The 4,510-nt window shown below is 66.8% G+C and carries 5 protein-coding genes; 1 reads left to right on the top strand and 4 read right to left on the bottom strand.

Translation table 11 applies throughout. From position 1 onward, the window contains the following. On the top strand, positions 1–297 hold a 297-nt coding region (locus tag AC1D1S_RS19505; RefSeq protein WP_476995253.1), incomplete at its 5' end, for a Rid family detoxifying hydrolase. 241 nt (positions 298–538) lie between these two features. Here AC1D1S_RS19505 and AC1D1S_RS19500 read toward each other — a convergent pair. The 4 genes from AC1D1S_RS19500 to AC1D1S_RS19485 form a co-directional block, all read right to left on the bottom strand. Beyond that, positions 539–1,765, bottom strand: a complete 1,227-nt coding sequence (locus AC1D1S_RS19500; RefSeq protein WP_476995252.1) for an MFS transporter — start codon at positions 1,763–1,765, stop codon at positions 539–541. After that, a complete protein-coding gene (locus AC1D1S_RS19495; RefSeq protein WP_476995251.1) occupies positions 1,743–2,639 on the bottom strand; it encodes a dihydrodipicolinate synthase family protein in 897 nt (298 codons plus the stop codon). Before AC1D1S_RS19495 ends, AC1D1S_RS19500 begins: the two co-directional genes overlap by 23 nt. A gap of 147 nt (positions 2,640–2,786) precedes the next feature. Further along, positions 2,787–3,704 carry an EamA family transporter gene (locus AC1D1S_RS19490; protein WP_476944983.1) on the bottom strand — a complete coding sequence of 306 codons (918 nt, stop codon included), beginning with the start codon at positions 3,702–3,704 and terminating at the stop codon, positions 2,787–2,789. Positions 3,705–3,764: 60 nt separating this feature from the next. Continuing rightward, positions 3,765–4,510 (bottom strand): B3/B4 domain-containing protein (locus AC1D1S_RS19485; RefSeq protein ID WP_476995250.1); only part of this gene is annotated, 746 nt, incomplete at its 5' end.

Genomic DNA, 4,510 nt, shown 5'->3' with positions numbered 1-4,510 from the left:
GGGCAGACGCCCATCGATCCGGCGACCGGGCAGCTGGTCGGCGGTGGCATCGAGGAGCATACCGCACGCGTCTTCGACAACCTTGGCCTCGTCCTCGAGGCGGCCGGCAGCAGCTGGCGCGATGTCGTCAAAGTCAACGTCTTCCTCGTCGACATGGACGACTTCGCAGCGATGAACGCCGTGTACGCGAGGTACTTCGACGGCCAGTACCCCGCGCGCACGACGGTCGCCGTCGCCGGGCTCCCGCTCAGGGCGCGCGTCGAGATCGAACTGCAGGCGATGCGCCGCGTGGGGTGATCCAAACGCACGACCACCTCGATTCGCTCACTCCCGAGATCATCGACACAGCCAGAGAAGCCCTACTCATCGGCAACTAAGGCCTGCGAATTTACTGCCAAATAGCGCTGCGATCCACAAAATAACCGTGTGAATCGCGGAGCTATTTGGCGTTGTTTTGGCGGCGTTTTTGGCGTGCCTCTGGTGCACTCGCCGCGGCGTGCTGCCGGTCCGCGCGAGGGTGTTGTGGAATTCAGGCGGGCTAGTGCTTGGACAAGCGTGGACGGGAGCGCTCGATGATGCTGGTGGTCGCGGCAATTGCTGTGAGGGCTGTCGCCAGCAGAAGCGGTGCCCAGACCGTTTGTGCGATGGTTGCACCCGCGACGGCTGTCCCGGCTGATCCTGCAGCGATCTTGAGTGCGCCTACCCAGATGAAGACTTGGCCGCGGGCCTCGATGGGTGCGTATTCGCTTCGCGCGGCGAGTGTTGCCGCGAAGAACGTCGCGTTGGCGATCCCTGCCAGGCCGAAGGCAATGAGGGATGTGGGAAGCGTCGGAGTGAGCATCACCAGTATCAGCGTTGCCGCGACGAGTGCGGCGAGGGAGCTCATGAGAGGGTCTGCGTCGCGGCGAAGGGGCCGGAGCATGAGCGCTGCTGATCCGAGGAGATTCCCTATCCCATATGCCGCGACCAGTGTTCCGGCGGCTGAGGCCCCGCCGAACGCGGGAGCAGTTGCAACGGCGTAGATCGGTAGCGCGGCGACAGAGAATGCGACGGTCACGGTGAGTCCGAGTGTGCGGCGCAGCGGACCACGTGCCCAGATGAGGCGCAGTGTTCGACCGGGGGACGGCACCTCAACGGCCTTGTCGGGCGGCTCTTGCTTGGGGAGTGCGAGGACGGCTCCAGCACCAACGACGGCGGCTCCGGCCAGGACCAGTGTCGCGGTGAGTGCGTCGGATGCGGCCGCGATCCATGCCACTGCTGCCGGGCCGAGGGTGCCGCTGATCCCGTAGCTTGCGACGTCCCAGCTTTGTGCTCTGCGTTGGCTGCGCTGCCCGGGGCCGGCGATAGAGGGCAGGCGGCTGCTGATCCCGCCGGTGAGCATCGGCCCGAAGATGCCCGAGGCAAAGAGCAGCATGGCTGGCCAGATCGCCCAGGCGACGGGCAGGAGCAGTGCAGCAGCACCGAGCAGCACCCCGTGGATGACGGCGGAGCACGCGATCACTTTGCGTCCGTCACGTGCTGTATCGAGGCGTCGTGYGATGAACGGGCCGAGCAGGTGGGGTGCGGTGATTGATGCTCCCAGGAGCCCGGCCAGCCAGCCCGGCATCCCGCAGGCGTGGGCGAGCAGCACAATGGCGACCACTGCGCCCCCGTCTGCGCTGCGAACCAGGGTTGCGGCGAAGACGTAGCGGGCCAGCGCACCGATCCGGCGGTCCTCCCTGCAGGGAACGCCGAGGCCAGCGCTACGGGTTAAGCCCGAGCTCATCGACAATCCTGCCAACACGGGCACGCTGCTTCGCGGTCAATCCTTGGAGGGGAAGAGGCAGGCACGATTGCGATGCCAGTCCCAGCTGTTCCGCTATTGCCGCAACAACCCGGATACTCCCGCCAAACTCGGCAAATAACTGCCACAACGGTGCCAGCCGTTCGGACTCCGCGAACGCATTGGAGGCCCGCCCTTCCAGGGCGGCCTGGGTGATCCGCATCGCCGGGGCGGGCAAAGTGCCGCCAATGACGGAGTACCAGGCATCGCACCCGGCAGCCAGTCCGGCGGCGGCCTTGGCGTCACCGGAAACTCCGATGGTCACGTGCGCAGGGACGGCCGCCCGGATTTCCTGCACCCGCGCGTGCGCCTRCTCCGGATCGGCCGGCACGCCGGGGATTTTGATGGAAGCGATTCCGGTCAGTTCCGCGATGCGTCCGTACAGTTCGGTCGTGAAGGTGAAGTGGGTGGTGCCCGGATTGTCATAGACGATGACGGGCAGCGACGAGTTCGCGGTGACGGTTTGGAAGAGTTCGAACACGTCATCGTCGGTGAGGGGTTGATAGGTCATGGGAGCCAGCAGGAGCCCGGAAGCTCCCGCCTGTTCTGCCCTTTCAGCGTTCGCGAGGACGTGGGAGGTCCGCAAGGCCCCGACACCAATGAACACGGGTGTTTCGTCGGCGTGCTCGACAGCAAGACGGGCCACACGGCTTCGTTCCTCACTGCTCAGATACGCGTAGGAGCCGGTGGATCCGAGCGCCGTGATGGAATCAACCTTCGCCTCCGAGAGCCGTTCGATCAGACGAACGAAGGCATGCTCGTCAACAGCATCATCTGCCAGAGGGGTCAGGGGGAAGGCACTCAAGCCGGTGAACATGGGTATAACTCCTTTGTTTGAATAACGGGGAAGCAAAGTCTGAGCCACCTGCCGCGGCTGGGCGGGCTGAGCTGCGGGTCACCTGTCAGCAGGTATTTCCCGCGCAGCGACAGTTCTGGCAGACGCGCCTAGTTGGAGGACTGCGGCCTACTTCGGTCCTTGGCTGATGAGGTCAGGGTCGGTGCGGGCGGCGGCGGGCTCGCGGGTGTGCGGTTGCCGTCGGCCACCGCGTTGCGCGGCGGCCCCGGCGAGGACGACGAGCGTGATGCCCCCGAATTGGGTGAGCGAGGGCTGCTGGTGCAGCACGAGCAGCCCGAGGAGCACCCCGATTGCCGGTTCGAGGGCCATCAGGGTACCGAACGCGGTGGGCGTCATCCGGCGCAGGGCGAGCATCTCAAGCGCCATTGGCAGCACCGGCATCAGGACGGCCAGTCCGAAAGCGACAGAGAGGACACCGAGGTTGAGATGTCCGGCGGACTGTGGGATGCCGACGACCGCTGCCGTGGCAGCTGCGACGGGAACGGTGAGTGAAAGCGCACCGATGCCCGTGAAGCGGTCGCCGATCCGTTGTGTAAGCACGATGTAGACGGCCCACCCGACGGCCGCGAGCCCTGCCAACCCGATACCGGCGAGGTTGATCTCACCAGCCCAAGGTTCGGTCAGAAGGACGACGCCCAGCAGCGCCAGGGCTGGCCAGATAAGCGCCCGTGCGCTGTGGCTGCGCACCGCGGCGACAGTCAGTGGACCGAGGAACTCGATCGCGACGGCGGTGCCGAGCGGGATACGTTCGATGGAGGCGAGAAACGCGATGGTCATCAGTCCGGTGGCGACACCCAGCCCCAGAAGCACGGGGACGTCGGGGCGGCGTAGCGCGCGCAATGGAGGGCGGGCAACGGCCAGGAAGACGAGCGCCCCCACACTGAGTCTGAGCCAGGCAGTTCCGGCCGGCCCCACCGCCGCGATCAGATCCACTGACAGTGCCGAACTCAGCTGGACTGAGAGCATGGCCGCCACGGCCAGCCCCCACGGCGGAACGGGGATATTCTTGGGGACGCGCCGGCTCACGGCTGGCCCCTTCGGGCCTGCCGGTCACCGATCGCTCGTATCCGGGAGTGGACGAGCATGTCAGTCTCCTTCGTTGGCTGGCGTGCCCGCGGCTATCAGGCGGCGGGCAACGCCGACGTCTGGACCCAGTAGGGTCAGCCGGGCGATCAGGTCCTCGGCTGCGGCGTGGAGCGCCTCATCGGTCATGGGTTCGAGCGCGTCGAGGATGAACAGCGCGGAGGTGGTCTCCTCGCCGAGCTGAGTGCGGCGTGCCTGGCGCCAGTTCCAGCGCCGGCAGGTCACTCCGCCGTCGTCGCACCACACCACCTCGCCGGGTTCCGGGTGCTCGATCACCGCGGCGCCGTCGGCGGCGGTATCAAAGGCTTCCGTGCCGGTGGCRCGAACCAGCCGCGGCGCACCGCTGTAGCGGGTCAGATCCTCCCCACCCAGCGGGACCTGGTGGAGCACCGAAACGGCGTTATAGAGGTCAGTGAGACGGTTCACCCGGGGCAACCCGAACATCGCCCGGCGCAGGAGCGCCTCCAGGCTGTTGCGCGTGCGGTTCGGTTTGGCGCCGAAGCCCTGATAAGCCTCGCGCCACGCAGCCACGTGCGGGAGCTGCTCAACCGGCCGGCCGTTGAGCAACTCGCGGGCTGCGGATTCCGCCGCCTGGAGCATCTCCTCACCGGCCTGGTCACTCGGGCCAGGGACGAGTCCGTCAACGGCCAGCAACAAGGCCCGGTAGTCGGGCCGCAGCGCGAACACGGCGGCGTCAACCCGGCCGCCGTCGAGAAATTCCTGAAGCATGCCCGACTCAAGCATCGGAC

The sequence above is a fragment of the Arthrobacter sp. P1_A5 genome, assembly GCF_056406825.1.
Note: the sequence above shows the minus strand (reverse complement) of the source record. Positions and strands in the feature narration are given on the sequence as shown.